Source organism: Streptomyces sp. NRRL S-495, assembly GCF_000966955.1.
In the GTDB taxonomy this organism is placed as follows: Bacteria; Actinomycetota; Actinomycetes; order Streptomycetales; family Streptomycetaceae; genus Kitasatospora; species Kitasatospora purpeofusca.
Window position 1 is genome coordinate 1 of the sequence record NZ_JZWY01000288.1, and the last position, 499, is coordinate 499.

The 499-nt window shown below is 76.2% G+C and carries 1 protein-coding gene; it reads left to right on the plus strand.

Going from position 1 to position 499, the window contains the following annotated elements; translation table 11 throughout:
* Window positions 1–268: 268 nt before the first annotated feature.
* Window positions 269–499, plus strand: a 231-nt coding sequence (locus VR45_RS48645; RefSeq protein ID WP_234325990.1) for a hypothetical protein, incomplete at its 3' end; no start/stop codon positions are given.

Here is a 499-nt window from a genome sequence, read left to right on the forward strand (position 1 = left end):
GCGTTCGAGGGTGATCGTCATGGGCGGACTCCTTCGCGTATCCACCGCCGGGACCGGCGGTAGTCAGGGCACTGGCGGTGGAACGGCCGGTGGGTGCGCCGGAGCGGGCCGAGACTGCTCTGCGCCTAGCGCGTACGTGGGGGCCCGGCGGCGGCCGGAGGAGCCCTGGTTGTCGCGGCCTGTGGCGGTTGCGCGGGCGTCGGCTCCCGCGTAGGCGGGGCGGCTGCGGCGGGGGCGTTCGACGACGGGGGCCGCGATCACGGTGGGGATGCCGGTGGGCACGCGGGCGCCGGTGATGCGGGCCAGTTCCTCGTCGCCGGCGCTGACCCGCGTGGTGACGGGGGTGATGGCGGCCGTGGTCATCATCCGGGCCATCCCCCGGCGCTGGCTGGGAGCCAGGGGGCCTGAACGGCCGGGGAACGCGTGGTGGCGCAATGCCGAGGGGCCCGCACCGGGCATCATGTACGCGGTGCGGGCCCCTCGCTACCAGGCGGGTGCC